Source organism: Streptosporangium sandarakinum, assembly GCF_013409935.1.
Taxonomy (GTDB): Bacteria; Actinomycetota; Actinomycetes; order Streptosporangiales; family Streptosporangiaceae; genus Streptosporangium; species Streptosporangium nondiastaticum.
Map to the genome: position 1 here is coordinate 614,882 of NZ_JACCCO010000003.1, position 25,707 is coordinate 640,588.

20 protein-coding genes are annotated in these 25,707 nt (G+C 73.9%); 8 read left to right on the forward strand and 12 right to left on the reverse strand.

The genetic code is table 11. The features are described 5' to 3' along the window. The first annotated feature begins 73 nt into the window (after nt 1-73). Together HDA43_RS29155 and HDA43_RS29160 are read left to right on the forward strand one after the other, a co-directional pair. Complete coding sequence (locus tag HDA43_RS29155; RefSeq protein WP_179827321.1) at nt 74-244, forward strand: hypothetical protein; 171 nt, start codon at nt 74-76, stop codon at nt 242-244. Continuing rightward, nucleotides 241-924, forward strand: coding sequence for a response regulator (locus HDA43_RS29160; RefSeq protein ID WP_179827322.1), 684 nt, complete (start codon nt 241-243; stop codon nt 922-924). Before HDA43_RS29155 ends, HDA43_RS29160 begins: the two co-directional genes overlap by 4 nt. On the opposite strand, the gene HDA43_RS29165 is transcribed toward HDA43_RS29160, so the two are convergent. The 8 genes from HDA43_RS29165 to HDA43_RS29200 form a co-directional block, all read right to left on the reverse strand. Next, nucleotides 912-2,975 carry a prolyl oligopeptidase family serine peptidase gene (locus HDA43_RS29165; RefSeq protein WP_179827323.1) on the reverse strand — a complete coding sequence of 688 codons (2,064 nt, stop codon included), beginning with the start codon at nt 2,973-2,975 and terminating at the stop codon, nt 912-914. The genes HDA43_RS29160 and HDA43_RS29165 overlap by 13 nt on opposite strands. Further along, nucleotides 2,972-4,759 (reverse strand): ATP-binding cassette domain-containing protein, encoded by a 1,788-nt coding sequence (locus tag HDA43_RS29170; RefSeq protein ID WP_179827324.1) that lies wholly within the window; start codon nt 4,757-4,759, stop codon nt 2,972-2,974. The genes HDA43_RS29165 and HDA43_RS29170 overlap by 4 nt, the downstream gene beginning before the upstream one ends. After that, complete coding sequence (locus tag HDA43_RS29175) at nt 4,756-6,540, reverse strand: ABC transporter ATP-binding protein (RefSeq protein WP_218912802.1); 1,785 nt, start codon at nt 6,538-6,540, stop codon at nt 4,756-4,758. The genes HDA43_RS29170 and HDA43_RS29175 overlap by 4 nt, the downstream gene beginning before the upstream one ends. Before the next feature lie 125 nt (nt 6,541-6,665). Then, nucleotides 6,666-6,797: a SapB/AmfS family lanthipeptide gene (locus HDA43_RS29180; RefSeq protein ID WP_179827333.1), complete on the reverse strand. Its 132-nt coding sequence runs from the start codon at nt 6,795-6,797 to the stop codon at nt 6,666-6,668. 32 nt (nt 6,798-6,829) lie between these two features. Then, the gene (locus HDA43_RS29185; RefSeq protein WP_179827342.1) at nt 6,830-6,961 is read right to left on the reverse strand and encodes a SapB/AmfS family lanthipeptide; all 132 of its coding nucleotides are present in this window, start codon (nt 6,959-6,961) and stop codon (nt 6,830-6,832) included. A gap of 34 nt (nt 6,962-6,995) precedes the next feature. Then, nucleotides 6,996-7,127 carry a SapB/AmfS family lanthipeptide gene (locus HDA43_RS29190; protein ID WP_179827346.1) on the reverse strand — a complete coding sequence of 44 codons (132 nt, stop codon included), beginning with the start codon at nt 7,125-7,127 and terminating at the stop codon, nt 6,996-6,998. Nucleotides 7,128-7,134: 7 nt separating this feature from the next. Continuing rightward, nucleotides 7,135-9,807, reverse strand: a complete 2,673-nt coding sequence (gene lanKC, locus HDA43_RS29195) for a class III lanthionine synthetase LanKC (protein ID WP_179827347.1) — start codon at nt 9,805-9,807, stop codon at nt 7,135-7,137. 485 nt (nt 9,808-10,292) lie between these two features. Continuing rightward, nucleotides 10,293-11,003: a M50 family metallopeptidase gene (locus HDA43_RS29200; RefSeq protein WP_179827350.1), complete on the reverse strand. Its 711-nt coding sequence runs from the start codon at nt 11,001-11,003 to the stop codon at nt 10,293-10,295. A gap of 224 nt (nt 11,004-11,227) precedes the next feature. Here HDA43_RS29200 and HDA43_RS29205 point away from each other — a divergent pair, with 224 nt between their 5' ends. Continuing rightward, nucleotides 11,228-12,370, forward strand: a complete 1,143-nt coding sequence (locus HDA43_RS29205) for a magnesium and cobalt transport protein CorA (protein ID WP_312873599.1) — start codon at nt 11,228-11,230, stop codon at nt 12,368-12,370. A gap of 51 nt (nt 12,371-12,421) precedes the next feature. Here the strand turns inward: HDA43_RS29205 and HDA43_RS29210 are convergent, their stop codons facing one another. Together HDA43_RS29210 and HDA43_RS29215 are read right to left on the reverse strand one after the other, a co-directional pair. Continuing rightward, entirely contained in the window at nt 12,422-13,015 is a 594-nt protein-coding gene (locus HDA43_RS29210; RefSeq protein WP_179827351.1) for a hypothetical protein, read from the reverse strand. Nucleotides 13,016-13,192: 177 nt separating this feature from the next. Next, on the reverse strand, nt 13,193-15,412 hold the full coding sequence (locus HDA43_RS29215; protein ID WP_179827353.1) for a thiamine pyrophosphate-dependent enzyme: 2,220 nt from the start codon (nt 15,410-15,412) through the stop codon (nt 13,193-13,195). 197 nt (nt 15,413-15,609) lie between these two features. Here HDA43_RS29215 and HDA43_RS29220 point away from each other — a divergent pair, with 197 nt between their 5' ends. Further along, on the forward strand, nt 15,610-16,695 hold the full coding sequence (locus HDA43_RS29220; RefSeq protein ID WP_179827356.1) for a hypothetical protein: 1,086 nt from the start codon (nt 15,610-15,612) through the stop codon (nt 16,693-16,695). Nucleotides 16,696-17,721: 1,026 nt separating this feature from the next. Here the strand turns inward: HDA43_RS29220 and HDA43_RS29225 are convergent. After that, nucleotides 17,722-18,360, reverse strand: coding sequence for an SACE_7040 family transcriptional regulator (locus tag HDA43_RS29225; protein WP_179827358.1), 639 nt, complete (start codon nt 18,358-18,360; stop codon nt 17,722-17,724). Nucleotides 18,361-18,461: 101 nt separating this feature from the next. Between HDA43_RS29225 and HDA43_RS29230 the strand changes: the two genes are divergently transcribed. From HDA43_RS29230 to HDA43_RS29245, 4 genes are all read left to right on the forward strand, one after another. Next, nucleotides 18,462-20,030: a carboxyl transferase domain-containing protein gene (locus HDA43_RS29230; protein WP_179827360.1), complete on the forward strand. Its 1,569-nt coding sequence runs from the start codon at nt 18,462-18,464 to the stop codon at nt 20,028-20,030. A gap of 7 nt (nt 20,031-20,037) precedes the next feature. Further along, nucleotides 20,038-22,119, forward strand: a complete 2,082-nt coding sequence (locus HDA43_RS29235; protein WP_376770529.1) for an acetyl/propionyl/methylcrotonyl-CoA carboxylase subunit alpha — start codon at nt 20,038-20,040, stop codon at nt 22,117-22,119. Nucleotides 22,120-22,198: 79 nt separating this feature from the next. Next, nucleotides 22,199-23,152, forward strand: a complete 954-nt coding sequence (locus HDA43_RS29240; protein WP_179827362.1) for a hydroxymethylglutaryl-CoA lyase — start codon at nt 22,199-22,201, stop codon at nt 23,150-23,152. A gap of 5 nt (nt 23,153-23,157) precedes the next feature. Next, nucleotides 23,158-24,315 carry an acyl-CoA dehydrogenase family protein gene (locus HDA43_RS29245; protein WP_218912677.1) on the forward strand — a complete coding sequence of 386 codons (1,158 nt, stop codon included), beginning with the start codon at nt 23,158-23,160 and terminating at the stop codon, nt 24,313-24,315. A gap of 111 nt (nt 24,316-24,426) precedes the next feature. Here HDA43_RS29245 and HDA43_RS29250 read toward each other — a convergent pair whose 3' ends face one another. After that, a complete protein-coding gene (locus HDA43_RS29250) occupies nt 24,427-25,566 on the reverse strand; it encodes a DUF5685 family protein (protein WP_179827368.1) in 1,140 nt (379 codons plus the stop codon). Nucleotides 25,567-25,707: the final 141 nt, after the last annotated feature.

Genomic DNA, 25,707 nt, shown 5'->3' on the forward strand with positions numbered 1-25,707 from the left:
GCGGCCGTCCACGACGGCGGGACCGCGACCGGGAGCGGACGAAAGGCGTCCGGCCGGGCTCTACTGTGACGGTATGAGGATCATGCCCGAGCGCCGCCCGGCGGTGACGGACGCGGCTCCCGCGGCGAGGGTGAGCGTCACCCGCCGTCCCGGCGGGCAGGCGGGGACGCGCGTCGCCCGCCGCCCCGGCGGGCAGGCCGTACAGATCGGCGGGGACGCCGCCACCGCGGGAGGCGCGTCGTGATCCGGGTGCTCCTGGTCGACGACCAGCCGCTCATCCGCGCGGGGTTCCGCGCCCTGCTGGAGGCCGAGGACGACCTCCAGGTGGTCGGCGAGGCGGGGGACGGGGCGAGGGGCCTCGCCCTGGTCCGCGAGCACCTGCCCGACGTCGCGCTCGTCGACGTGCAGATGCCGGTGATGGACGGCATCGAGGCGACCCGGCGGATCGCCGCCGACCCCGCCCTGGCCGGGGTGCACGTGGTGATCCTCACCAACTACGGCCTCGACGAGTACGTCTTCGACGCGCTGCGCGCCGGCGCCACCGGGTTCCTGGTCAAGGACACCGAGCCGGCCGACCTGCTGCACGGCGTCCGCGTCGCGGCGCGGGGCGACGCGCTGCTCGCCCCGGCCGTCACCCGCCGCCTGATCGGCGAGTTCGTCGCCCGCCGCCCGCTGCTCTCCGCCACCGGGCTGGACGTCCTGACCAACCGGGAACGCGAGGTGATGGCCCTGGTGGCGCACGGCCTGTCCAACGACGAGATCGCCGCGCACATGGTGATCAGCCCGGCCACCGCCAAGACCCACGTCAGCCGGGCGATGACCAAGCTGGGGGCCCGCGACCGCGCCCAGCTCGTCGTCCTCGCCTACCAGTGCGGCCTGGTCACACCGGGACGGCCGGGCACGCTCCCCGGTCAGGGCGCCTGACCGGCCCCGTCCAGGACCGGTGGCCCGTACGGCGGCGGACCCGGGTCCTGGGCGAGTCGCAGGCCGGTGTGCTCGGCGAGGAAGGCCAGCAGGTCGCCCGCCAGCCCCACCGACCGGCTCGCCGACCGCGCCGCGTGCCCGACGCCCTCCTCGTGGCGCAGCAGGACCGGTCGTGTCCCCGAGGTCGCCCACTGCAGCGCCGCGCACAGCTTGCGCGCGTGCATGGGGTCCACGCGGGAGTCGCCGCCGAAGGCGGCCAGCAGCGTCGCCGGGTAGTCCACGCCCTCGCGCACCCGGTGGTAGGGGGAGTAGCCCAGCAGCCATCCGAGCTGCTCGGGGTCGTCGGCCGAGCCGTACTCCGCCCGCCAGGCCGGGCCCAGGCCGGACCGCTCGTAGCGGACCATGTCCGTCAGCGGGGCCGAGCAGACCGCGGCGGCGAACAGGTCGGGACGCTGCGTCAGCGCCGCCGCGGCCACCAGCCCGCCGTTGGACTCACCGCACAGGCCCAGCCGGTCCGGGACGGTCCAGCCCTCGGCGACGAGATGCCCGGCCACCGCCACCAGGTCGTCGACGGCGTTCTGCTTGCGGTCGAGCGCCCCGTCGCGGTGCCACCCCGCGCCCTCCTCGCCGCCGCCGCGCAGCTGGGCCAGGACGAACACGCCCCCGGCCTCGACCCAGGGCAGGATGTAGGCCGAGTACGAAGGCGTCATCGGCCGGCCGAACCCGCCGTAGCCGTACAGGACCGCCGGCCGCGGACCGGAGCCGGGCCGGGCGAGCACCACCATCCGCACGGGCGTGCCGTCCCGGGAGGCGCAGACGAGCCGGCGGGAGACGATCCCGGGCACCTCGACGGCGCCGGGCGCGGCGGCCCACGGCGTGGTCCGCCCGGTGCGGGTGTCGTAGCGGTGCACGCTCGTCGGCGTGACGCCGTCGGTGTAGGTGAACCACACCTCGGGGCCGCCCTCGGGACGGGTGAACATCCGCCCGGCCGCGCCGAGGCCGGGCAGCGGCACCTCGCCCAGCCCTTCGCCGGTGGCCGGGTCGTGCACGGCGATCTCGCTGATCGCGTGCCGGGTACGGCCGACGAGCAGCACCGGCGCGCCGGGCTCCCCGGCGAACGCGAAGTCGCCGGTCACCGCCTCCGGATCGGGGCCGACCAGCTCCCGCCAGCCCGCCACGCCGGGCCGAGCCGGGTCGGCGACGCACAGCCGCCCCCGAGGGGCGTCCAGGGTGGTCAGCAGGTACAGCCGCCCGTCCGGGCCCACCGCGGGCACCGTCGCCGCGGCCGTCCCCTCCTGGACCACCCGCAGCCCGGGGCGTTCCGGCGGCCCGGACGACAGGTCGGCCAGCCACAGGTCGTTGCCGCCGCCGGAGGCCGCCGAGACCGTCAGCCAGCGGCCGTCGGCGCTCATCCCCAGGCCGTAGGACCGCTCGTCGCCGCGGATCACCGCGTCGTCGCCGGCGGGGACGCCCAGCCGGTGCAGGCACACCCGCCGCGCGCGCACGTAGAAGAACGCCTTCCCGCCGGGCAGCCAGACCACGGGTGCGTAGCGGCAGCGGTCGATCGGGCCGTCCACCTGCCGCCCGGTGGCGACGTCGAGGACCCGCAGCTCCGAACGCTCGTCGCCGTTCCTGGAGACCTGGTAGGCCAGCAGCCGGCCGTCCAGGTCGGGCTGCCAGGAGTCGAGGGTGGTCAGCCCCGACGGGTCGAGCTCCGCCGGGTCGACCAGCGCCCGCTCGGCCCCGTCCGGTCCGGCGGTGTACAGCACGGCGTGCTCCTGGCCGGCCTCGCGGCGCAGGAAGAACCGGCGACCGCCCCGCCACAGCGGCGGCCCCGCCATCCCGGCGGACATGAGCCGGGCCACCCGCCCGTGCCACGCCGCGCGCCCGGCGAGCGCGTCCGCGTGGCCGCGCCACAGCCTCTCCTGCGCGGCCAGCCACTCCCGCGTCCGGGGATCATCGGCGTCCTCCAGCCACCGGTAGGGGTCGGCCACCGCGTGCCCGTGCAGGTGGTCGACGATCGGCTGCCGTTCGGCGGGGGGACGGATCACAGCACCGGCTCCTGTGGGGTCGCGGGGTTCCAGTGGCCGACCAGGTCGGCGTAGAGGGGAGAGGCGGCGAGCAGCTCCGAGTGCCCGCCGAGCCGGACGCTGGTGCCGTCCATGACGAGGATCCGCCGCGCCCGCGTCGCCGACGTCAGCCGGTGCGCGATGACGACGAGGGTGCCGCCGCGGCGGGCGAACGCCCCCTCCGCGCGGGCCTCGGCCGCCGGGTCCAGGTGGCACGTCGCCTCGTCGAGGATCACCAGGCGGGCCGGGGAGAGATGGGCGCGGGTCAGGGCGACGAGCTGCCGCTCGGCCGGGGACAGCGCGCCGGAGGACACCTCGGCGTCGTAGCCGCCCAGCCGCTCCGCCAGCGCGGTCAGGCCCACCTCGCGGGCGGCGGCGTCCACCTCCTCGCGCGACGCCGGCGCCAGGTAGGTGAGGTTGTCCCACAGCGTGCCCCGGAAGACGTACGCCTCCTGGGGGATCAGCACCCGGCAGGCCGGATCGAGCCGGTCGGCGGGGACGCCGCCGACCTCGACGCGGCCCGCGCCGGGCCGCAGCACCCCGGCCAGCAGCGCGCCCAGCGTCGATTTGCCGATGCCGCTGGGCCCCACCACGGCGAGGTGGTCGCCCTCGGGGATCGACAGGTCCAGGCCGGAGATCACCGGCTCGGCGTGCGGGCCGTACGCGAAGACGACCCCGCGCAGCTCGGCGCGCACGTTCCGGGCCGCGACCCGCCCGGCGGCCGGACCGTACGGCGGAGCCACGGGACCGGGGGAGGGGGCATGGCCCTCGGGGGAGAGCGTAGGGCGCTCGGCGGCGGCCGGGAGGGCGGGGGAGGCGGGACCGGGCGGGACGTCCGGCCGCAGGATGCGGTCCAGCGACACCCGCAGCCGCACACCGCTGATCCCCAGCCCCTGCACGAGGTTGCCCAGCGCCGGGGCCAGCGACTGCGTCACGTACGCCAGGGCGCCGAGGACCACCCCGGCCCCGGCCCCCCGCGACAGCAGCCAGGGGGTGCCGGCCAGTATCAGCAGGACCGGAAGCCGGCCGCCCACCGCCAGCGACAGCGTGCGCAGGGCGGTCACCCGGGCCAGCGACCGCCCCGCGGCGGCCTGCTCCGCCACCCGCGCGCCGACGGAGGCGGCCACCCTGTCCTCCGCCGCGCAGGCGGTGACGTCCCGCAGGGCGCCCACCGCGGCGGCCAGCGACCCGGCGGTGCGCTCGTCGGCCAGCAGGAACTCCCGCTGCCGCCGGGCCATGGCCGGCAGCGACAGCAGGAACAGCCCGACGCCGGCCGCGAACGGCGGCAGCACCAGCACCAGCACCTCGGGGACCAGCGCGCCCAGCCCCAGCACCACGCTCACCACGGTGAAGGCGAACGACCTGACCACCGTGATGACCGAGGCGAAGGCGTCACGGGCCAGCTCCACCTGGAGGTTGGACCGGGCCACGGCCGCGGAGCCCGGCCCGTGCCCGGCGGCGGACGCGCGGTCCAGCGCGCTCTCCACGACGTGGCCGAGCAGGTCCTCCCGGAACGGCTCCACGATCGCGGCGACGGCCAGCACGACCTGCCGCGCGCCCGCCGCGCCCACCAGCCAGGCGGCGGCGAGGACCGCCAGCCAGGCGAAACCGGTGCCGGGCCGGCCCGCGGCGAAACCGTCGTCGATCGCCCGCGCCACGGCCAGGCCCACGACGAGGGCGGGCGCCGTCTCCGCCACCGACCACGCGGCGAGCCTGACCAGCAGGCGCGGGTCGCGGCGGAGCGCCCGGCGGACCGGGCGGTTCACGGCGTCCCCTGCGCGGACGGCGTCCGCGGTGACGCGGCCGGCGACGCAGTGGCCACGACGGGACCGGGCGGGCCGGGCGGGCCGGAGGCGGATCCGGGAGGCCCGGGAGGCGGGCCGTCCGCCTGGAAGACGGCGCGGTACGCCGGGTCCCTCCACAGCGCCCGGTGCGTGCCGTAGCCGCGCACCCGCCCGCCGTCCAGCCAGATCACCCGGTCCGCCGCCGCCGCGGTCGCGGCGCGGTGCGTCACGACCAGCCGGGTACGGCCGCCCAGCCGCCCGGCCAGCGCCGCGGCGACCTGCCGCTCGGTGACGGTGTCGAGGCTGGAGGTGGCGTCGTCCAGGACGAGCAGCCGCCGCCCGTGCGCGAACGCCCGCGCCAGCCCCAGGCGCTGCCGCTCCCCGCCCGACATCGGGGCGTCGTCCAGGCGCGTGCCGTACCCCAGGGGGAGCCGCCGGACGAACGCGTCGGCGCACGCCTCCCGGGCGGCCCGGCGCACGGCCCGCGGGTCCGGCTCGTCCAGCCCCAGGCCGACGGCCTCCTCGACGGTGTCGCCGACCAGCACCGGACGTTCGAAGGCGTAGCCCACCGCCCGGCGCAGCGCCCCGGGCGACAGCCGGGGCAGCGGCACCCCGTCCAGCAGGACCGTCCCGGCGGCGGGGTCGGCCAGCCGCCCGGCGAGCGCGGCCAGGGCCGACTTGCCGCTGCCGGAGCGCCCGACCACCGCCACCGAGCAGCCGCCCGGGACGACCAGGTCGATCTCGCCGAGCCCTTCGGCGCGCACGCCGCGCAGCTCCAGCGTTCCGGGGCCGGCCGGCAGCGGGCTCTCGCCGTAGGCCCGCGGAGTCCCGGCGGTCAGCTCGGTGATCCGGACGGCCGCGGCGCGCGCCCGGGCCAGCCGGGCGACCTGGCCGAGCGCCGAGCCGATGCCCGCGCCGAGCACGACGTAGCGGGCGGCGGAGTACAGCTCGCCCGCGGTCAGCCCGCCGTCCGCCAGTCGCAGCCCGCCCACCGCCAGCACGGCCACCTCCAGCAGCGGCACCACGGCGCCCGCCCGCACGCCGGCGCTCGCGTTGGCCCGCCACATGTCCATGGCGTGCCCGCGCAGCCGGGGCAGCGCGGCCAGCACCCGGGCCTTCTCCGCCGCCCCGGTGCCCGCGGCGGCGATCGTCCGGGCCCCGGCGAGGGCGTCGACCAGGCGGGCGGCGATGTCGCCCTGGGCCTCCTGGTAGCCGCCGGCGATCGAGGTGCCGGCCCGCAGGAACGCCCGCAGCACGAAGGTGATCAGGACGAGGCCGCAGACCAGGGTCAGGGCCAGCCGGACGTCGATGAGGGTGAGCGCCACGATGCCGCCCGCCGAGGGGATCACCAGCGCCGCCGCGGTGACGAGCGCCTCCGGCGCCCGACCGGCCTCCTCGGCGTTCACCCCCATCCGGGTGACGAGGTCCCCTTCGGGGAGGCGGCGGGTCAGCGCGGGCCCGGCGCCGAGGACGTGCCGCAGGGCCCGCAGGCGGAGCCACGCCGTGGCCTGGGCGCCGCTCACCCCGGCGCCCCAGACGCCCAGGGCGTCGCAGGCGACCGCCCCGGCCACGAGCGCCGCGCAGACGCCCGCCCAGGTCCAGGCCCCGCCCGCCGGGCCGGCCGCGACCAGGGCGTCGACGGCCCGGCCCAGCGCGTAGGGGAGCGCCAGTTCGGCCAGCGCCCCGGCGACGGAGGAGACGGCGAGGACGCCCAGCCAGGGGCCGCCGCGCCGTACGGTCTGGGCGAGCAGCCGGTCCGCCATCCGCACCGGTCCCTCCTTCGCTCGAAAGGTTCTGGGGCCCGCTCGACGGGGCTCGGAAGAAGTCCCCGGAACAGGCCGTGCCCGGGACGGCCGCCGTCATCGGCCGCCCCGGGCACGGGGTGTCACTAGTGGCAGAGCAGCAGGCTCAGGTTGCTCGGCGTGTAGGACTCGCAGCCCAGGACGGTCAGCGAGCTGCCGCCGCCACCGCCGTGGCCGCCGCCGGGAGCCTCAAGAGCCTGGAGGTCGAGAAGAACCATTTTCCTTACCTCTTCCTTGTGATCGGAGACGACTAGTGGCAGAGCAGGGCGCTCAGGTTGCTCGGCGTCTGGGACTCGCAGCCCAGGACGGTCAGCGTGCTGCCGCCGCCACCGCCGTGGCCGCCGCCGGGAGCCTCGAGAGCCTGGAGGTCGAGAAGAACCATGGTGTTACTCCGTTTCTGGCGATCGGGAAGAGGATCAGTGGCACAGGAGCAGGCTCAGGTTGCTCGGCGTGCAGGACTCGCAACCGAGAACGGTCAGCGAGCTGCCGCCGCCGCCACCGCCACCCCCGTTGGGGGCTTCCAGGCTCTGGAGGTCGAGAAGTACCATGCTGTTGTCACACCTCCTTCGAAGGCTCGCGGGGGGAAAGCCGCTCGGCGGATCCATGCGCGGGTAGTGCCGTGGACAGGGCACCCGCGCCGCCGGGCGGCTCGACAAAGGGGAGGAGCACCCGCCGGTCGCCCAGCGCGGAGCTCATCGCGAACAGGACTCCGGCCGTGCCGGTCGCGAAGTCCATCGAAAGCCTGAGCAGCTGGTCGCCGGGGAAGGCCAGGCCGTCGCCGTATGACAGCGCGTGCCAGCCCAGTCCCCGGATCTGCTCGGCGAGGTCGGTGGCGGCCCCGGAGCCGGCGGAGCTCGCGCCGGTGCGGGCGGGGTCGCCCGGCGCGGGCTCCGGGACCGCGGCCAGGGCCGCGATCATGCCCGCCCGGCCGGTGAACAGCCCCGGCTGGACGTAGTAGCGGCTCCGGGCGGCGCGCATGCAGCCCCGCAGCGCGGTCCGGAAGCCGTCGTCGTCGCGGTGGGCCAGATAGCGGGCGAGGACCAGGCCGATGCCGGCCGATCCCTCGTCCAGGTAGGGCAGCGTGCGCCACCCCTGTGTGACCTGCAGCGAGTCGTCCTGGACGGTGACGCAGCGCCGCAGGTCCTGCCGGAGCGCCACGGCCGCCAGGTCGAGCAGCCCGGCGTCGCCGGTCCGCTCGTAGGCGTGCAGGAAGAGGAGGGCGGGCCCGGACGAGCCGTACATCAGCCCGGCCCGCGGGTTGCCGCCGCCGCTGGTCTCCGGCACGTCCTCCACCCCGCCGAGCCGGTCGGCGCAGACGCCGACGGCGCGCAGCGCCAGGTCGGCGAGCGTCTGCTCACCGGTCGTGCCGGCCAGGTGCAGGAGGTTCAGCCCGACACCCGCGAGGCCCCCGAACAGGCCGGGTTCCAGCCCCTCCCACTTCTCCCGCATGGCCACCTCGACCGCGTCGAGCGCGTCCTGGCGGTGCCCGAGCCGGTCGAGGACGTAGGCGACGCCGTGCAGCCCGTCGTAGAACCCGACGCCGGTCCCGGGGGCGGGGGACGCGGCGCGGCGGCGCAGCCACTCCACGTGCTCGGGGCGGACCTCGGTGCCGGCGGCGTCCAGCGCGTAGAGCACGCCGGCCGCGCCGTACGCGAGGTTCAGGCCGCCGCCGGGCCTGAACTGGGCCACGTCGCCGGGGAAGAGACGGTCGTCACGCCCGGGGGTGGCGCTCGCCAGGATCGCCCGGCACATGGCGTCCCGCAGCGCGGGCCAGTCGTCCGGGGCGAGCCGGGGGAGGGGCCGCGCCGTCACCGGGTCGTCGCCGACGATGGTGCGGACCGCCTCCTGAACCACCTCCGGCGGCACCGGGAAGGTCTCGGTGACGAGCTCGGCGAGCTGGAACACCTTGGCCCGGTCGAGTGACTGGGTGACGGTGAGCTGCGGCGCGAACAGGCCGAAGCACAGGCAGGCCAGCGCGTAGTCGTCGATCTCGACGCCCTGGCGGCCGGGCGGCGCGTTGAAGGCGGGATGGCCCAGGGCGGCGCGGCCGCGGTCCTCGGCGAGGGTCGCCACCTCGTAGTCGATCATGACCAGGCGGCCCTCGGCGGTGATGAGGATGTTGTTGGGATGCAGGTCGCCGAAGACCACGCCGCGCTCGTGCAGCGCCTCGACGGCCCGCCGGACCTTGGGGAGCGTCTCCATGACCCACGCGGTGTACTCGGCGAGGGTCCCGGCGTCGCAGCCGGCCCGGGTGAGGGGGTAGCGCTGCACCAGCTGCCGCTGCAGGGGATTGCCGTCGACGAACTCCTGCACCAGGAAGTGGTGCTCGCCGAGGACGAAGTAGTCGATCAGCTCGGGCACGCAGTCCAGCCCGGACAGGCGCTCCAGCATGTCGCGTTCGTGTCCCAGGCGCGCCACCGCGTCGCGGCCCGCGGCGTCGAGGCCGGCGTGCGGGCGGGCCTCCTTCAGCACCACGGGCCTGCCGCCGCGTCGCTCCCGCCCGAGGTAGACCCCTCCGCCGTTGGAGAAGTGCATGACGCTCTCGACCTCGTACGGCAGGCCGCCGGTGGTGACCGCGTTGCGGGCCGCGAGGTGCGGCTCCAGGAACTCCGGCAGCGTCACCCAGGACGGCACGGAGAAGGACGGCCCGCGCACGTCGGGCACCAGCCGGCCGTCGGCGTCCTCGATCGCGAGCACCGCCTCGCCCTTGGCGTCCAGGCAGTGCCGGGAGGCGAAACCGCCGTAGCGCACGAAGAGCGGGCCCTCGCCGTAGCGCAGGTCACTGAGGATGTAGGGGCCGTGGACGCCGTGGAGCAGCTCGTGCAGCTCCTTCAGCGTGAGCTCCAGCTGCGCCTCGTCCACGGGATAGATCGTCACCAGCTTGCCGCTGGACCCGCGGGGGGCCGCCTTGGAGTTCAGCATCGTCACGACCGGCCGGCTGCGCAGGAACTTGAACGCGATCCCGCGGGGCACGCAGTAGTCCCAAACCAGCTCCATCGCCCGCTCGGCGTCGTCCAGGCACGCCGACACGTGGATCTTCCAGCCCTGCCTCGGCGTCCTGGCGTCGAGGGGCGCGTAGTGCATCCACGTGTCCGTCGCCTGGTGCGCCCAACCGCCCGGCACCTCCCGGCCGGCGAGCGGGAAGTCCGGGTGCTCGCTCCGGTCACTGTCGAGAGTGTCGTAGAAGGTCGGGTCCGCTAGGCAATAAAGCTCATAGTGGTCATTCACGGCAATCTCCCTGCTGTCTTCCAGGGGAGAGAATTCCGGATAACCCGAGAAATCACCAGTTACAAGTTGCACGACCAACACGTGTAAATCTCACAAGTCAAGTCATGATATTTGGTTTGACCTGCGCTTATGTGAGATATATGAAAGTTGTTCGGAGAAATTCTCTGCGCCGCTCTGTCGAGGACCGAAGAGGTTTCTCTTCTCGACCGAAATTAACACGTTCAATGCGAGTATGTAGGTATATATCGGGTAACAGGGTTGGTTTGCCTTCTCGGGTCGTCACCGAGCGTGACGGGTCACGGAACCGGTCCGGCCGCCCCCGGCGCGGCGGCGCGGCGGGGCTCGCGGGGACGGACCCGCGGCGGCCTGCGAACCGGGGACGGCCCACAGGGCCGGAGCCGGCCGGGAGGCGGTCGCGGAGAGGCTCGCCAAAGGCCCGGCTCTGCTCCGTGGATCTCCGTGGCGGGCGGGACGGTCGGCAGAACCTAGGCGGGCCAGGGCAGCGGGTTCAGCAGCCAGGCCCCGCCCGCCAGGCAGGCGCAGGCCACCAGCAGGAACAGCAGCACCCAGAACCCGCCGGGCAGGAAGGTCAGCCGGGCGAGCTGGTCGGCGTCGGAGTCGGGGGCGTGGCCGCGGCTCCGCTTGCGGCGCAGCTCCAGGATCGGCCGGACGCCGCCGAACAGCAGGAACCACACGGCCAGGCAGGCGAGGACCGCGTCCACGTCGGGTGGGGAGTACCACGTGACGGCGAAGACCGCCCCGCCGGTCGCCAGCAGGCTCACCGCGCCGAACAGGTTGCGGATCAGCAGCAGCATGGCGGCGAGCAGCCCGATCACCACCGCGATCAGGATCGCCACGTGGCCGGTGGCGGTCAGCCAGGCCCCGCCCACGCCCAGCAGCGATGGGGTGACGTAGCCGGCGGCGGCGGTCAGGATCATCCCCGGTCCGCGCGGCCTGCCCCGGGTCAGGGTGACCCCCGAAGTGTCCGAGTGCAGCCGGATGCCCTGCAGCTTGCGCCGGGTGAGCAGCGCCGCCAGCGCGTGGCCGCCCTCGTGCGCGATGGTGATCAGCCCCCTGGACAGGTGCCACGACCCGGACCACGCCACCGTCGCCAGCGCGACCGCCGCCGACAGCAGCACGGCCCACGGGGGCGGCCCCGCCTGGGCCGCGGTCAAGGACTCCCAGACCTCGTTCAACGTTCGCCTCTCCTCAACGTCGCCGGAGCAAAGCGTCCCATGACGCTTGGTCTACCGGCGATAAGGTCGTAAGGAGACGAAGCGGGGTCCGGGGCGCCGCGGGGGAGACGGAATCCGGCCGACGGGGCGGACCGCGCCCCGTGGGTTTCCCGGTGACCGCCCGGGTAGACGGCGCGGGCACGCACAGGATCGGGGTGCCCGGCGGGGCGGACGAGGAGGAGCAAGTGGCTGACCGGCGGATACTGGGCATGCGGAGCCGGATGCGCGGCCGCCCCGGCGTCGAGCGCGACTCCCCCGAACGGTCGATGGACCCCCGTTCCGCCGAGGCCGAGCCGGCCTCGACCCGGTCGCACGTCATCGACAACGCGATCTACGTCGACGGGCGACGGGCCGCCACGCCGGGATCGCTGCCCGAGGCGTTCGAGTGCCTGAAGAACACCCCCGGCAGCATGGCCTGGATCGGCTTCTACCGCCCCGAGGACGGGGTGATCTACAACGTCGCCGAGGAGTTCGACCTGCACGAGCTGGCCGTCGAGGACGCCATCGTCGCCCACCAGCGTCCCAAGGCCGACCGCTACGAGGAGACCCTCTTCGTGGTGCTGCGCCCGGCCCGCTACGTCGACGAGACCGAGGAGGTCGACTTCGGCGAGCTGCACCTGTTCGTCGGCCGCAATTTCGTGATCACCGTACGGCACAGCGAGGCCCCCGACCTGTCCCAGGTCCGCAGGCGCATGGAGGCCGACCCCGACCTGCTCCGCCAGGGACCCCAGGCGGTGCTCTACGCCGTCGTGGACGCGGTCGTGGACGGCTACGCGCCGGTGGTGGCCGGCCTGCAGAACGACATCGACGAGATAGAGGTGCAGGTCTTCGGCAACGAACCCGGCGTCTCCCGCCGCATCTACGAGCTGTCCCGGGAGGTCATCGAGTTCCAGCGGGCCACCCGGCCGTTGCTCGGCATGATCGAGGGGTTCATCGCGGGCGCCGACAAGTACGGAATGGACCAGGAGCTGCAGCGCTACCTGCGCGACGTCGCCGACCACGCCATCACCGTGTCGGAGCGGGTCAGCGGCTTCCGCCAGATGCTCCACGACATCCTCGTGGTCAACTCCACCATGGTCGCCCAGGCCCAGAACGAGCACATGACCCGGCTCACCGAGGCCAGCAACGCGCAGAACGAGGAGGTCAAGAAGATCTCCGCCTGGGCCGCGATCCTGTTCGCCCCCACCCTCGTCGGCACCATCTACGGCATGAACTTCGACCACATACCGGAGCTGCACTGGGCCTTCGGCTACCCGTTCGCCGTGCTGCTGATGGCGGCCGTCTGCGTCACGCTCTACCTTGTCTTCAAACGCCGCGACTGGCTGTAGAACCGCTCGGCGGGGGCCCGGACCGTGGTCCCGTACCCCCGCCACGAGACATCAGTTCAGCTTGGCGAGGATCAACTCCAGCTTGCCGTCCATGGAGTCCATGCGGTTCTCCATGGCACCCATGCGGCCGTTGAGGGCGGTCATATGGTTTTCGAGGGAGTCCATGCGGCTCTCCATGGAACCCACCCGGTCGGCCAGCTCGTCGGTCTTCTTGTCCAGGCCGTCGACCTTCTGCTCCAGCCCGTCGAACCTCTTCTCCAGGCCGTCGAACCTCTGCTCCAGGCCGTCGACCTTCTGCTCCAGCCCGTCGAACCTCTTCTCCAGGCCGTCGAACCTCTGCTCCAGGCCGTCGACCTTCTGCTCCAGCCCGTCGAACCTCTGCTCCAGCCCGTCGACCTTCTGCTCCAGCCCGTCGAACCTCTTCTCCAGGCCGTCGACCTTCGTCGAGAGCGCGGAGAGGTCCTCCTTGGTGGCCATCCTGTTGAGGACTTCCTCGAACATCGGGACGGTGTACGTCATGACCTCCTCCCGGATGACCTTGGGGAGATCGTTCAGCGTCTCCTTGATGTCGGCCAGATCCGAGCTCGTCCTGAACGCCCAGGCCTCGAGGTCCGAGACGCGCCTGCGGGTGCTCTTCAGTGCCACGTCGGGCATGGTACCTCCTGGTTTTCCTCAGCGGAGGGCCGCCTGACCGGGGGGCGGGCCGAAAATCCGAAACGGTGTGGAGCTAATTGAACACGCTCCGGAGTGGCCCGCGGGTGTGTTCGGTGATTTCCGGGGTGCGGCCGGGTGACCGATTCTCGCGCGGGTCGCGGCGGGGGATCAGCCGAGCAGTTTGCGGGCGGCGGCCTCGATGTCGTCCTCCGACAGCAGCACGTGCCGCGAGGCGTCCCCCAGCGGGACGAAGCTGTCGGAGGAGGTCACCCGGGCGATCCTGCCGGTGAAGCCCGCGTCGAGCAGTTCGGTGACGACGCCCTCGGAGACCCCGCCGGTGCGGCGGGTCTCGTCTGCGATCAGCACGTTGCCGGTCAGCTCGGCCGCGCGCATCAGGTCGTCCACCGGGAGCGGGGACAGCCAGCGCAGGTCCACGACCCGGCAGCCGTAGCCCTCGGCGGTGAGCCGTACCGCGGCGCGCAGGCTCATCCGCACGCCGTTGCCGAACGTCACGATGGTCAGGTCGCGGCCCTCGCCGTAGCTGCGGGCCCGCCCGATCGGGACGTGCGTCTCGGCCCAGCGCGACGGCGGGGCGTACGGCGAGAGCCAGCCGTTGTCGCCGTCGTCGAACAGGTCGCGGGTGTTGTACAGGGCGATCGGCTCCAGGAAGACGCAGACGCCGCCGTCGGCGCGGGCGGCGGCCAGGCAGGTGCGCAGCATCGAGGCCGCGTCGTCGGGCCGGGCGGGGGAGGCCACGACCAGGCCGGGGATGTCGCGCAGCGCGGCGACGGAGTTGTCGTTGTGGAAGTGGCCGCCGAAGCCCTTCTGGTAGGCGTAGGAGGCGACGCGGACCACCATCGGGTTGCGGAAGGCGCCGCGGGAGAAGAACGACAGCGTCGCCGCCTCGCCCCTGATCTGGTCGAGGGCGTTGTGCAGGTAGGCGAGATACTGGATCTCGGGCACCGGCAGCAGCCCGGAGACGCCCGCGCCGAGCGCGAGGCCGAGGACGGTCTGCTCGTCGAGGAGGGTGTCGAACACCTGGCCGGCGCCGAAGCGCCGCTGAAGCCCCCGGGTGACGCCGTAGACGCCGCCCTTGCGGGCGACGTCCTCGCCGAACACCAGCATGCCGGGGTCGGCGGCCAGGGCGTCGGCCAGGGTCCGGTTGATCGCCTGGGAGAGGGTCAGCCCTCCCTCCCGCTCCGGGAGCCGGCCGCCGAACGCCTTCTCCCGGGAGGACGCGGCCGCCGAGGCGGCCGAGACGGCCGCGGCGACCCGCTCGGGTGAGCGGGGGGCCAGCGGTTCGACGACCTCGGCGGCGGAGGCGAGCCTGGGCCGCCGCGAGCTCTCCAGGGCCATCTTGAGCAGGTGCTCGCGCATCGTCTCGTAGTGCGCCAGGATCTCGTCGGGCGTGGTCAGGCCCGCCTCGACCAGCAGCCGGGCCGTGGCGACGAGCGGGTCGCGCCCCAGGTCGGCGTCGATCTCGCGCTTGGTCCGGTAGGACATCTCCACGTCGGACCCGGCGTGGCCCATCAGCCGCACGGTGCGCAGGTGCAGCAGGGCCGGGGAGCGGCGGGTCCGGACGTGCTCGGCGGCCGCGGCGGCGACGTCATGGACGTCGGCCAGGTCGCAGCCGTCGGCCGCGAAGTACGGCAGCAGCGGGTGGTGGGCGGCCTCCACCCACCCCGCGGGGGTGCGCACGCTGATGCCCAGGCCGTTGTCCTCGCAGACGAACAGCAGGGGCAGTCCCAGCCGCTGGTAGGCGGCGTAGGCGGCGGTGTTCAGGCCGGACAGGGCGCTGGCGTGGTTGACCGAGGCGTCACCGAGGCTGCACACCGCGACGGCGTCCTGCGGCCAGGCGCCCGGTACGCCGAGCGCCCGGGCGCGCTCGATGGCGAACGCCACGCCGACCGCGCGCGGCAGGTGGCTGGCGATCGTGGAGGTCTGCGGGATCACGGCCAGTTCGGGGTGGCCGAAGACCTTGTGGCGGCCCCCCGCGATCGGCTCCTCGGCGGCGGCGGTCAGGCCGAGCAGCACGTCGCGCAGCCCCTCCTCGGGCAGGCGCCCGGCCATCGCCGACCTGGCGAGGTAGAAGGCCCCGGAGCGGTAGTGCAGCAGCGCGGGGTCGGTGGGGCGCAGCGCCGCGGCGACCGCGGCGTTGCCCTCGTGTCCGGCGGAGCCGATGGTGTAGAAGCCCTCGCCCTGCTCGCGGAGCCGGCGTGCGGTGACGTCGAGGAGCCTGCTGCCGAGCTGGAACTCGAACAGCTCCCGGCAGCGGGCACCGGTCAGGGTGGTGCCCTCCCGTACGGGAAGCAGGGGATCCCGCGGCGTCCCCGCGGTGAGAGCGGTCACGGCCTCGGCGAAGTGTGTCTCAACAGTGTCGCGCGCCACAGTTCGATTATGTCCTTCGCGCCGGTCGCCGTCCCGTCCTTGGCCTCTTTGACCTGCCGGACAACGGTGGAACGGTGTAACTGACGGCGATTCTTAACAGTTTGTCATGTTTAACAACGCATGACCTGTCTAGTACGTCTACTTGAAGTACGACGTGGCACCCTCATGCCGCGTTCAACCAACGGGAGGAAACCCGAATGTTGCAACGCACCAGAGCCGCCGTCGCGCTGACCGTGGGCGTCGGGGCACTCGCCCTGGCCCCCTCCGCCGTGGCGGCCACAACGGTCTCGGCGGTCGCGGCGACCGCGGCGGACCCCGTCGTCTCCAGCGTGAAGATCGACCCCAACCCGATCCTGGTCACCGGATCGCCGGTCGGGGCGGAGTTCACCTTCACCACCTCGGGGGCCGGCAAGGTCGACTTCAAGATCAAGGCGCCCGGCGGGGACTGGACGCCCCTGGAGGTCAAGCCCGCTCCGCACGGCCTGGAGTCGAAGTGGACCGCGACCAAGACCTTCGACACCAAGGACAGGGAGGGACGGTGGAGCTACATCGCCGTCGCCCACGGTGAGGACGGCAAGGAGGACACCGAGAGCGGCCGGTTCACCGTCGACGTCGTGAGGCGGGTCCTCGACACCAGGATCGCCGAGTTCAACGCCTGGCCCGAGCCGGTGCGCAAGGGCGCCAGGCTCAGCGTCAACGGGCGCCTGCTCGCCTACGGCCGGCACGGCTGGGACGGCTACGCGGGCCGTACGGTCGACATCCTGTTCCGCGCCGACGGCTCCTCGCGGTGGGAGAAGGTCGGCTCCGACCGGACCGACCGGTTCGGCAGGTTCTCCGAGAGCGGGACCGCCGAGCGGTCCGGGACCTGGCGGGCCGTGTTCGACGGCGGCCGTTACGTCGACGGGGCCTCCAGCGGCACCGACCACGTGCGGGTCCTGGAGCCGGAGCCGGAGCCGGAGCCGGAGCGCGGCGCCAGCCGTGTCATCCGGTTCAACGCCTCGCCGGAGCCCGTCCGCCACGGCCGGTACCTGACCTTCACCGGCAGGCTCCAGGTCGACGACTCCGGCTGGGAGGGCTACCGCGCCAAGGTGGGCCTGTACTTCAAGCCCGCGGGGTCGAGCAAGTGGCAGCGCGTCAAGAACGCGTGGTCCAACGGGGCAGGCCACCTCTACACCAAGGCCAAGGCGTACCGGTCGGGTCACTGGAAGTTCGTCTTCGCCGGTGACGACGACTTCCGCTCCGACTCCAGCGGCAGCGACTACGTCAAGGTGATCAGGCGCTGACGCCCGCTCCGGCGCCGTCCCCCGGAGGGGCGGCGCCGGCCGATGGGGAAGCGGCCCGGGCGTTTCGGCGCCCGGGCCGTCCTCGTGTCCGGTTCCATGCGTATCCGGTACGGGCCGCGGTCCGGGAGGACGCGTCCGGGCCGTTTTTCATGATCCCCGGGTGAATCCCACGCGATGGCAGGTTTTCGGGGGCGCCCCCGGCCATCGGCCCGGTATTTTCGCGATCTAAATATCCATATATCAGAACTCACCCCTACAGCCGCGATGGCCTGGCCTTATAGGTGAATAATGAGATATTCCTCCCCCCATCGCTCATGCGCGGATCGAGATGATCGGCCACATTTATCGGGGAAGCCATCCGCCTTTCTGAAGGTCGTTTTGCCGTCAGCAAACGCGGCCGGTGCGAGCATCTATTCAGAGCAGCACCGATCATGACAAGGGGGAGGAATGCTCCGAAAACTTATTCCGCTTCTGGCCGCGATCACCGTGGCCGGATCGATGGCGGCCACCTCGGCGGTGGCGGCCGAGGCCGCGTCGGCGCCCGCCGATCACGCGGCGGTCGCCGGGGCCGAGGGGGCGGCCGCGGCGCGGGGGGCGGCCAAGGAGGCCGCCTGCCAGCCGGGGTCGCCGTGCGCGTACGCCAACTGCGGTCCCGGCCAGGTCTGCGTGCCCCATCCCAGGCAGTGCTTTACGATGCCGTGCCCGCAGTACGACTGCGTGCCCGCGAGCTACCCGAGGCCGCCGGTCTACTACCCGCCGTACCCGTACCCGAGGCCGCCGGTCTACTACCCGCCGTACCCGTATCCACGGCCGCCGGTGTACTACCCGCCCTACCCGAGGCCGCCGTACCCGCCGGTGGTGCGTCCTCCGTACCCGCGGCCGCCGTACCCGCCCTCGTATCCGCCTCCGTACCCGCCCCCGCACCCGCTGCCGCGTCCGATGGAGGCTCCGGGCGCCTGACACCTCTTCCGGCTCGGCGGCCCCGCCTGAGTCGTTGACGGCGGCGGACCCATGGGTCCGCCGCCGTTAGCGTTCCTTAACCACGACCGTGGCGAGCGCCGCGCGGGCCATCCCGCGCAGCAGGCCGGCCATCAGCTCGGGCGCGAGGTCGCCCGCGCTGTGCGGCGTGGAGTTGAGCAGTCCGAAGACGGCGTGGGTGGCGGCGCGCAGCCGCGCCGCGGGGCACGAGGGGTAGATCTCGCTCAGCACGGTCACCCACTCCTCCACGTACAGCCGCTGCAGGCGCCTGATCCGGCGCCGGGCGGGCTCGGGGACGTTGCCGAGCTCGCGGTCGTGCACGGTGATCAGCGCCGGATGGCTGAGCGCGAATTCGATCTGCCCGTTGAGCAGGGCGTCCAGGGCGTGTTCGGCGTCCGGGGCCTCGGTGACGCACCTTCCCGCCGAGGCGTGCAGGCGCTCGCTGACGTCCAGCAGCATCTCGGCCAGCAGGGCCTCCTTGCCGCTGAAGTGCCGGTAGAGGGCGGGGCCCGAGACGCCGACCGCGCCGCCGATGTCCTCGATGGACACGCCGTGGAAGCCGCGCGCGGCGAACAGCGCGGCGGCGGCGTCGAGTATCTCCACGCGTCGCGAGCCGCGGGCGCGAGCGGAGGCCGGAGCGGTCGTCACCCCCGCATGGTAGACGCTGACGTTAACGATGACTAACATCTGCGGTGAAGACGACGTTGTCACCCACCGGTCCGCGGCGACGCGGCCGGGCGGCGGTCGCGGTCGTGACGGCCGGGCCGCCGCGCCGAAGAGGAGAGCGCATGAGTGGCTGGCCGGTGCTGCGAAGCACCTGCGATCCGGGCGGCGACGCCTTCAAGGCCAACGCCGAGGTCAACGAGCGGCTGGTGGCCGAGCTGCGCGAACGTGTCGCCGTCGCCGCCCTGGGCGGCCCGGAGCGGTCGCGGGCCAGGCACGTCTCGCGCGGCAAACTGCTGCCCCGCGACCGGGTCGACGCCCTCCTGGACCCGGGCTCGCGCTTCCTGGAGCTGTCCCAGCTCGCCGCGAACGGGATGTACGGCGACGACGCCCCGGCGGCCGGGATCATCACCGGCGTCGGCCGCGTCTCCGGCCGCGAGTGCGTGGTCGTCGCCAACGACGCCACCGTCAAGGGCGGCACCTACTACCCGATGACGGTCAAGAAGCACCTGCGGGCACAGGAGGTCGCCCTCCACAACCACCTGCCGTGCGTCTACCTCGTCGACTCCGGCGGCGCGTTCCTGCCCCGCCAGGACGAGGTCTTCCCCGACCGCGAGCACTTCGGCCGGATCTTCTACAACCAGGCCACCATGTCGGCGCGCGGCATCCCGCAGATCGCCGCCGTCCTCGGCTCCTGCACGGCCGGCGGCGCCTACGTCCCGGCGATGAGCGACGAGGCGGTCATCGTGCGCGACCAGGGCACGATCTTCCTGGGCGGGCCGCCGCTGGTGAAGGCCGCCACCGGCGAGGAGGTCACCGCCGAGGAGCTCGGCGGCGGCGACCTGCACTCGCGGGTCAGCGGCGTCACCGACCACCTGGCCGAGGACGACTCCCACGCGCTGCGGATCGTCCGCGACATCATCTCCACCCTCGCCCCGCGCACCCCCCCGCCGTGGGAGCGCGCCGCCTCGGAGGAGCCCGCGCACGACCCCCGCGACCTGTACGGGATCGTCCCGGCCGACACCCGCGTCCCCTACGACGTGCGCGAGGTCATCGCCCGGATCGTGGACGGCAGCCGGTTCGGCGAGTTCAAGGCCGAGTACGGCGCCACCCTCGTCACCGGCTTCGCCCGCATCCACGGCCACCCGGTGGGGATCATCGCCAACAACGGCATCCTGTTCGCCGAGTCCGCCCTCAAGGGCGCGCACTTCATCGAGCTGTGCGACCGCCGCGCCATCCCCCTGGTCTTCCTGCAGAACATCAGCGGGTTCATGGTCGGCCGGGCCTACGAGGCCGGCGGCATCGCCAAGCACGGCGCCAAGATGGTCACCGCGGTCGCCTGCGCCCGGGTGCCCAAGCTCACCGTGGTCGTCGGCGGCTCGTTCGGCGCGGGCAACTACGCCATGGCCGGGCGGGCCTACTCGCCCCGGTTCCTGTGGATGTGGCCGAACGCCCGCATCTCCGTGATGGGCGGCGAGCAGGCCGCCAACGTGCTGTCCACGGTCGGCGACGCCGACCCCGACGCCATCCGCAGGCAGTACGAGGACCAGGGCAACCCCTACTACTCCACCGCCCGCCTCTGGGACGACGGCGTCATCGACCCCCTCGACACCCGCACCGTCCTGGGCCTGGCCCTGTCCGCCGCGGCCAACGCCCCCCTCGACCCCGTCGGCTACGGCGTCTTCCGGATGTGAGTGCCCCATGACGAACCCCACAGCGAACGACCCGGCCCCGGCCCCCGCCCGGTCCGGGATGTTCGACACCGTCCTGATCGCCAACCGCGGCGAGATCGCCCTGCGCGTCATCCGGACGCTCCGGAGGCTCGGAATCCGCTCCGTCGCCGTGTACAGCGACGCCGACGCCGGCGCCCGGCACGTCCGCGAGGCCGACGTCGCGGTCCGGCTCGGTGGCGGCTACCTCGACATCGACCGGATCCTGGCCGCCGCCGCGGCGACCGGCGCCCAGGCCGTGCACCCCGGATACGGCTTCCTGGCGGAGAACGCCGCCTTCGCCCGGCGCTGCGCCGAGGCCGGCCTGGTGTTCGTCGGCCCGCCGCCCGAGGCCATCGAGGCCATGGGCGACAAGATCCGGGCCAAGGAGACCGTGGCCGCCGCCGGGGTCCCCGTCGTGCCCGGCGGCGCCGAACCCGGCGACGACCTCGTCGCGGCGGCCGAGCGGGTCGGCTTCCCCGCGCTGATCAAGCCGTCCGCGGGCGGCGGCGGCAAGGGCATGGTGCTGGTGCGCTCCGCCGGGGAACTGCCCGAGGCGCTGGCGTCGGCCCGCCGTACGGCCGCCGCCGCGTTCGGCGACGCGACCCTGCTGATCGAGCGGTTCGTGGACAACCCCCGCCACATCGAGATCCAGGTGATGGCCGACGCGCACGGCAACGTCGTCCACCTCGGCGAGCGCGAGTGCAGCCTCCAGCGCCGCCACCAGAAGATCATCGAGGAGGCGCCGTCCCCGCTGCTCGACGACGCCGCCCGGGCCCGCATGGGCGCGGCGGCGGTCGAGGCGGCCAGGGCCGTCGGCTACGTCGGCGCCGGCACCGTCGAGTTCATCGTCCAGGGCGCCACCGGCGACTACTACTTCATGGAGATGAACACCCGCCTGCAGGTCGAGCACCCGGTCACCGAGCTGGTCACCGGCCTGGACCTGGTCGAGCTGCAGCTGCGGGCCGCCGCCGGCGAGCCGCTGCCGCTCACCCAGGAGGAGGTACGGCTGCGCGGCCACGCCGTGGAGGCCCGCGTCTACGCCGAGGACCCCTCCCGGGGCTTCCTGCCGACCGGCGGCCGGGTCCTGGCGCTGCGCGAGCCCGAGGGCGTCCGGGTCGACTCCGGCCTGATGATCGGCGGGACCGTCGGCAGCGACTACGACCCGATGCTGTCCAAGGTGATCGCCTGGGGCCCCGACCGGGTGAGCGCGCTGCGGCGGCTGGACGGGGCGCTCGCCGGGACGGTCGTGCTCGGCGTGCCGACCAACGTCTCCTTCCTGCGCGCCCTGCTCACCCATCCCGAGGTGGTCTCCGGAGCCCTCGACACCGGCCTGGTCGAGCGCCACCTCGGCGAGCTCGCCGCGGGCGGGGCCGTCCCCGCCGACGTGCCGGTCGCCGCCGCCCTGCTCCTGCACCACGAGCGGGTGCCCGCCGCGCCGGCCGACCCGTGGGACGTGCCCGACGGCTGGCGGCTCGGGGACGCGGCGTGGACCGCGTGGCGGCTGGAGAGCCGCGACGGCGTGTCCGAGGTGCGGGTGCGCGGGCTCCCCGGGTCTCCCGCCGGAGCCGAGGTGCGTCCGGCCGCCGGCGGGGCCGGTGAGGACCGGGGCGCCGGGGACGCCGGGGACACAGAGGCCGCGGGGACGGCCGGTGCCGTACGGGCGACGCTGGCCCTGGACGGCGACGACCTGCTCGTCACCCTGGACGGCGTCCGCAGGCGCTACGCCGTCGCCCGCGACGGCGACACCGTCTGGCTGGGCCGCGACGGCGCCGCCTGGGCCCTGACCCGCCACCACCTGGGCGACCCCGGGGACCGCGCGGGCGCGGCCGGCGCCGCCGACGGCGTGGTCCGCAGCCCCATGCCCGGCACGGTCCTGGTGGTCAAGGCCGGGATCGGGGAGGGCGTCGCGGAGGGCCAGCCGCTGGTCATCGTCGAGGCGATGAAGATGGAGCACACCGTGACCGCGCCGATCGCCGGAGTCGTCACCGAGCTGCCGGCGCGGGCCGGCCAGGCGGTCGACATGGACGCCGTCCTGGCGGTCGTCCGGCCGCACGACGAGGGGGAGCGGTGACGCGCGAGCCGTACACGGTCGCGGGACGGGACACGGCGCGCGGACGGCACATCGCCGCCGCGCCGGGACGGGAGGCGTGATGCGCGAGCCGTACGCGGTCCGGGAGGCCGGGCTGCCCGACCGGGTCACGGTCTACGAGGTCGGGCCGCGCGACGGGCTGCAGAACGAGAAGGCGGTCGTTCCCGTCGAGGTCAAGGCCGAGTTCGTCGCCCGGCTGGCCGCGGCCGGGCACCGCGTGATCGAGACGACCAGCTTCGTGCACCCCAAGTGGGTGCCCCAGCTCGCCGACGCCGCCGAACTGCTGGGCCTCGTCGAGAAGGTCCCCGGCGTGCGCTACCCGGTGCTCGTCCCCAACGAGCGCGGCCTGGACCGGGCGCTGGAGCACGGCGTCGAGGAGATCGCGGTCTTCGCCAGCGCCACCGAGACCTTCGCCCGCCGCAACCTCAACCGCACGCTCGCCTCGCAGTTCGAGATGTTCGAGCCGGTCGTGGCGCGGGCGCTGGAGAACGGCCTGCGGGTCAGGGCGTACGTGTCGATGTGCTTCGGCGACCCCTGGGAGGGCCCCACCCCGGTCGGTCAGGTGGTCGAGGTAGGCCGCAGGCTGCTCGACATGGGCTGCTTCGAGCTGTCGCTCGGCGACACGATCGGCGTCGGCACCCCCGGGCACGTCACCGCGCTGATCGGCGCGTTCGGCGGGCCCTCGCGGCTGGCGGTGCACTTCCACGACACCTACGGTCAGGCCCTGGCCAACACCCTGGCCGCGCTGCGGGCGGGCGTGACCGTGGTCGACGCCTCCACCGGCGGCATCGGCGGCTGCCCCTACGCCGACAGCGCCACCGGCAACCTCGCCACCGAGGACCTGGTGTGGATGCTGCACGGCCTCGGCGTCGAGACGGGTCTCGACCTCGCCTCGCTGGTGGAGACCAGTACCTGGCTGGCCGCGAGGCTCGGCCGTCCCAGCCCCTCCCGGGTCGTCCAGGCGCTGGGGGAGACCCCCACCGGCGGTACGGCCGACCACGACGTCAAGGAGTAGTGACGATGCCCAAGCTCGGTGACGAGTACGAGGACCTGCGCAAGACCGTCGAGGCGTTCGCCCGCGACGTGGTCGCCCCGGTGATCGGGGACTTCTACGAGCGCGAGGAGTTCCCCTACGACATCGTGCGGCAGATGGGCGCGATGGGCCTGTTCGGCCTGCCGATCCCCGAGGAGCACGGCGGCATGGGCGGCGACTACTTCGCCCTGTGCCTCGCCCTGGAGGAGCTGGCCCGGGTCGACTCCAGCGTGGCCATCACCCTGGAGGCCGCGGTGTCGCTGGGCGCGATGCCGATCTACCGGTTCGGCACCGACGCCCAGCGCGCCGAGTGGCTGCCCCGGCTGGCGGCGGGCGAGGCGCTCGGCGCCTTCGGCCTCACCGAGCCGGGCGGTGGCTCCGACGTGCCCGGCGGCATGCGCACCACCGCCGTGCTGGACGGCGACGAGTGGGTGATCAACGGTTCCAAGGCGTTCATCACCAACTCCGGCACCGACATCACCGGCGTCGTCGGGGTGGCCGCCATCACCGGCAGCCGCGCGGACGGCAGGCCGGAGATCTCCACGATCCTGGTGCCGTCGGGCACGCCCGGCTTCACCGTCTCCAAGAAGTACTCCAAGGTCGGCTGGAACGCCTCCGACACCCGCGAGCTGTCCTTCTCCGACTGCCGGGTCCCGTCGGCCAACCTGCTCGGCGAGCGGGGCAGGGGCTACGCCCAGTTCCTGCAGACCCTCGACGAGGGCCGCGTCGCCATCGCCGCCCTCTCGGTCGGCCTGGCCCAGGGCTGCGTGGACGAGTGCCTGCGCTACGTCCGCGAGCGCCAGGCGTTCGGCCACCCGATCGGCCACTACCAGGCCATCCAGTTCAAGATCGCCGACATGGAGACCCGGACCCACACCGCCCGCCTGGCCTACTACCACGCCGCCGAGCGGATGCTGGCCGGGGAGCCCTTCAAGAAGGAGGCGGCCATCGCCAAGCTCGTCTCCAGCAACGCCGCGATGGACAACGCCCGCGACGCCACGCAGATCTTCGGCGGGTACGGCTTCATGAACGAGTACCCGGTCGGCCGCTTCTACCGCGACGCCAAGATCCTGGAGATCGGCGAGGGCACGAGCGAGGTCCAGCGCATGCTCATCGCCCGCGAACTCGGCCTCGCCGACCTCTGACCCGCCGGTACGGTGGCCGGAGCGCCGGCCCGGCCACCGCGGGAAGGACCTCGGCCCGGCCCTTGACGGACGCGGCCGGGCGCTTGAGGCGACGGCGGCCTTTCCGTACGGCTAGCAGTCGCAGCCGCAGCCGTCGCAGCCGCATCCGTCCTCGCCGCAGCAGCTACAGCAGTTACAGCAGTCCCCGCAGTTCGAGCACGCGTCGCAGCCGCTGCAGTCGCAGCGGTCCCAGCACGACCTGTAGCGCTCCTCGTCCCACGGCGGCCGGTACAGCCCGCAGGTGCAGCAGGCCATCGCGGCGCACGCCATCGACAGCAGGCCCCCCGGGTCGGGCTTGAGGCGCGGGTCGCGCGGCGGTGCCTCGGGAGGTCCCGGCACCCCGGGGGCCTCCCGCCGTTCCCGGCCCGCCAGGGCGAAGACGCGGTCGGCCGAGCGCCGGGTCTCCTTCACCAGCAGCGCCCGCACCAGCGTGCGCCGCTCCAGGTCGAGGTCGGCCACGGCCAGCTCCAGGCCGAGCAGCGCGTCGTCGGCGTGCCGCCGGGCGGCGGCGAGGTCGGTGCCGGAGGCCGTCAGCGGGTTGTAGGCGCCCGTCGCCCGGTCGGCGGCCAGGTCCTCCACCGCGTCGAGCAGGTGGGCCAGGCGGCCGAAGTGGCGTCCCGCCTCCATGAGCGTCTCGCGGTTGTGCGGTTTGCCGGCGAGGAGCGCCGTGTGCCCGAAGGCGGCGGCGACCGCCTCCTCGGTGGGCGCGGTGAGCGCCGGCAGCCCCAGGCCCGGGGTGCCCTCCAGCCGTGCCTGCGCCTCGGCCGCGCGCAGCAGCGGCTCGGGGACGAATCCCAGGTCGCCGGCCGTACGGGTGCCCGCGGCGGACCAGCGGGCGGCGACCTTCCCGGCGACGAGGGCCACGGGGCGGCGGGCGTAGGCGCCGTCGCCGTCGGCGACGTGGTCGGCGACCTTGCCGGCCGCCAGGATCAGCGAGACCGCCGCGGCCAGCCGGACCCCTTCGGCCTCGGCGACGTCGGCGCCCCTGAAGCCGCGCAGGGCGCACGCCCCGGCCCGGCGGCGCGCGGCGGGGGTGGTCGTCTGCGCCTCCGTGAGGACCGAGACGAGCAGGCCGTCGTAGTTGGTCACCAACCGGGCGGCCTGGCCGTGCTCGTCCCGCAGGGCCAGGCAGAGCCCGCACAGGTGGGCCATCCACTCCTTGAACAGCCCGCCGCACATCCCGTGCCGGCACGGCCGAACGATCCCAAACACATGAGCTCCTTGGTGCGAGTGGGATAAATGGTGCCATCTATCGGTCGCACCGCCTGCAAAGATCGCGCTTGGCCCGGATCTCCTCCCCGGGCACCGGGCCGTGCCCGGCCTCGGCCGCCGGCCGTCGACCCATGATCTCCG